This window comes from Streptomyces sp. RP5T, assembly GCF_003933965.1.
GTDB lineage: Bacteria > Actinomycetota > Actinomycetes > Streptomycetales > Streptomycetaceae > Streptomyces.
Genome location: NZ_RSAJ01000875.1, coordinates 1 through 2,543, shown reverse-complemented (window position 1 = coordinate 2,543; position 2,543 = coordinate 1). Strand labels below are relative to the sequence as shown.

Here is a 2,543-nt window from a genome sequence, read left to right as displayed (position 1 = left end):
GCCCCGGCCTGAGCCCGGACCGGCAGGCGACCCCGCCCGAGCCGTACGGGACACGGGTGGCGCAGGTCGACGACGGCGAGGCGGCCCCCGTCGCCCCACCCCTGCCTGTGGCGCCGGTCGAGCAGGCCGGGGCGGCGGCGGGCGCGGTCGTGCGGGCCACCGCGTCGGTGACGGCGCCCGGCGTCTCGGCCCTGCACGCGCTCGCCACCGGGGTGGGGCGGGGTCCGGTCCGCTGAGCCGGTGCGCCGGACGCCGCTTCCCGTGACCCGGTAGGCTTCCCGGCGTGCGTCGGTAGCCGACGCGCGCCGGGAAAGCGACTTGGGAGGAACCGGCGTTGCACGTCCAGGAATGGCTCGACACCGTGCCCCCGGCCGCCGTCTACGCCCTGGTGGGCCTGGTCATCGGCCTGGAGAGCCTGGGCATTCCGCTGCCCGGCGAGATCATCCTGGTCTCCGCAGCGCTGCTGTCCTCGCAGCACGCGGGGATCAACCCCGTGGTGCTCGGCGTGTGCGCCAGCGTCGGAGCGGTCGTCGGTGACTCCATCGGCTACGCGATCGGACGCAAGGGCGGCCGCCCGCTGCTGACCTGGCTGGGCGACAAGTTCCCGCGGCACTTCAGCGAGGGCCATGTCGCCACGGCGGAGCGGTCCTTCGAGAAGTGGGGCATGTGGGCCGTGTTCTTCGGCCGCTTCGTCGCACTGCTGAGGATCTTCGCCGGACCGCTCGCCGGTGTGCTGCGGATGCCGTACTGGAAGTTCCTGATCGCCAACGTGCTCGGCGGGATCGTCTGGGCCGGCGGCACGACGGCGGTCATCTACTACGTCGGGATCGTCGCGGAGTCCTGGCTGAAGCGGTTCTCGTGGCTCGGGCTCGTGCTCGCCGTGCTGATCGGCCTGACCTCGATGCTGGTGCTCAAGCGCAAGGCGAAGAAGGCGACGGCGCAGCTGAAGGCGGCCGAACCGGAAACGGTCCCGGCCGCCGACTGAGCCTCACGGCGTCTCGTGCACCTCGCGGTGGGCCTTGGACAGGTCCGCGTACAGCGTTCCGTTCAGGGTGACCCCCTGACGCTCCTCCTCCGTGAGCTCCCGCCGCACCTTCGCCGGTACCCCGGCCACCAGTGAACCCGGCGGCACCTGCATGCCCTGCGGCACCAGCGCCTGGGCCGCCACCAGCGAACCCGCCCCGATCACCGCGCCGTTCAGCACGGTCGCGCCCATGCCGATCAGGCAGTCGTCCTCGACCGTGGCGCCGTGGACGACGGCGTTGTGCCCCACGGAGACCCGCTCGCCGATCGTCACCGGGAAGCCGGGGTCGGCGTGGAGCGTGCAGTTGTCCTGGATGTTGCTCCGGGCCCCGACCGAGATGCGTTCCACGTCACCACGCGCGACCGCGCCGTACCAGAGGCTCGCCCCCGCCCGCAGCGTCACGTCCCCGATCACCGACGCGGTGGGTGCCACGAAGGCCTCCCCGTCGATCTGCGGTTCCCTTCCGCCGATGCCCGTGATCAACGCCCTGTGCGCCATGTCGCCTCCCGGTTCGCGATATCCCGAACCGTACGCCACCCGGTTGGGGCGAAGATCACAAGCCCGCGGGCTCATGCCGGCCGCCCGTGCTCAGTACGGTGAGCTCGTGCCGAAGAGCAAGAACACGTTCTCATCCTGGCGGGGCCGCCTCGTCCAGCGTGCCGTCCACGCGGGCTGGGCCTGGGTGCAGCGCACGGGCTCCGTCACCGCCGAACGCCCCGGGCGCTTCCGCTTCGGCGCGCTGGGGGCGCACACCCGGCTGGCGTTTCCGCTCGGCACGGTGTTCGGCGAGCCGTGGATCCACGTCGGTTCGCACTGCATCGTCGGCGAGCAGGTCACCCTGACCGCGGGCCTCATGCCCGACCTGGACCTCGGCCCGGAGCCGATCCTGCGCATCGGCGACGGGGTCGTGCTGGGACGCGGCAGCCACGTCATCGCGGACACCACGGTCACCATCGGCAGCGACTGCTACTTCGGGCCGTACGTCTACGTCACCTCCACCAATCACTCCTACGACGATCCCCACGAGCCCATCGGCAAGCAGTGGCCGCGGATGGAGCCGGTGGAGATCGGTTCGGGGTGCTGGATCGGTACCGGGGCGGTGATCCTGCCGGGGGCGCGGATCGGGCGGAACGTCGTCGTGGCCGCCGGTGCCGTCGTCCGAGGGGTGGTGCCGGACCACGCCGTGGTCGCGGGGGCGCCGGCCCGGGTCGTACGCCGATGGACCGCCGAGGACGGCTGGCAGCCGCCGCTGCGCACGCCGGCGCCGGTGCCGGTCCCTCCGGGGGCTACGGCGGAGCAGTTGAACGCGTTGGCCGGGTTGGACGAGGAGGCGGTGGCGAGGCTGGCCGAGCTGGACTGAGTGCGCGCCAGGGGATGCGGGGTTCGGTTGTCGGGCGGCTGCGGGGGTGTGGGGGCTTGTCGCGCAGTTCCCCGCGCCCCTGAAGGGCGCGCTGCAGCATCACCCCGTCGCCAGGAGCAGCGTGCCCAGCAAGGCAAGACCCGCGCCCGCGGCCTGGAG

General features: G+C 72.7%; 3 protein-coding genes and 1 pseudogene. 3 read left to right on the top strand and 1 reads right to left on the bottom strand.

What is annotated here, in order from left to right; translation table 11 throughout:
• A pseudogene (locus EHS43_RS46905) lies at positions 1-236 on the top strand (hypothetical protein); the annotation flags it as partial.
• Positions 237-334: 98 nt separating this feature from the next.
• The gene (locus EHS43_RS42330; RefSeq protein ID WP_125195784.1) at positions 335-985 is read left to right on the top strand and encodes a DedA family protein; all 651 of its coding nucleotides are present in this window, start codon (positions 335-337) and stop codon (positions 983-985) included.
• Positions 986-988: 3 nt separating this feature from the next.
• Here the strand turns inward: EHS43_RS42330 and EHS43_RS42325 are convergent, their stop codons facing one another.
• Positions 989-1,522, bottom strand: a complete 534-nt coding sequence (locus tag EHS43_RS42325) for a gamma carbonic anhydrase family protein (RefSeq protein WP_125195783.1) — start codon at positions 1,520-1,522, stop codon at positions 989-991.
• A 73-nt stretch (positions 1,523-1,595) separates the two neighbouring features.
• Here EHS43_RS42325 and EHS43_RS42320 point away from each other — a divergent pair, with 73 nt between their 5' ends.
• Positions 1,596-2,384, top strand: coding sequence for an acyltransferase (locus tag EHS43_RS42320; protein ID WP_125195782.1), 789 nt, complete (start codon positions 1,596-1,598; stop codon positions 2,382-2,384).
• The last annotated feature ends 159 nt before the right edge of the window (positions 2,385-2,543 follow it).